The following is a 286-nucleotide window of genomic DNA, read 5'->3' as shown; positions in this document are numbered from 1 at the left end:
CTAAACAATTTCCGCGGACACGATTTACCCCAACGTTTCCGACCATTAACATTCCTTGTTGCCCTTCTCCTTCGGCTTCAGCACGCATCAGTCTAGCTAACAACTTTACATCTGCTTCGTTATAAGCAATAACACCCATTATGTGTCACCTCTCTTTTTGTAATACCTTTTGGAAAGAGGTTTATTTCTAGATGAAGTGTGGAACAATTACTAGTTCATACGTATGAGAAAAAGGACTCAGATATGACAACCAAACGAAGTTTTACATTGAGAGAGGAAAATAAAA

General features: G+C 38.5%; 1 pseudogene. It reads right to left on the bottom strand.

Annotated features, from left to right (window positions below):
* Positions 1–139, bottom strand: a pseudogene (cwlJ, locus tag SB717_RS35130) (cell wall hydrolase CwlJ); the annotation flags it as partial.
* Between the last annotated feature and the right edge of the window lie 147 nt (positions 140–286).

It is taken from the genome of Priestia sp. SIMBA_032, from assembly GCF_046535215.1.
GTDB classification, from domain to species: domain Bacteria; phylum Bacillota; class Bacilli; order Bacillales; family Bacillaceae_H; genus Priestia; species Priestia aryabhattai.
The sequence above is the reverse complement of the archived record's forward strand: the minus strand, read 5'-3'. Positions and strand labels throughout refer to the sequence as shown.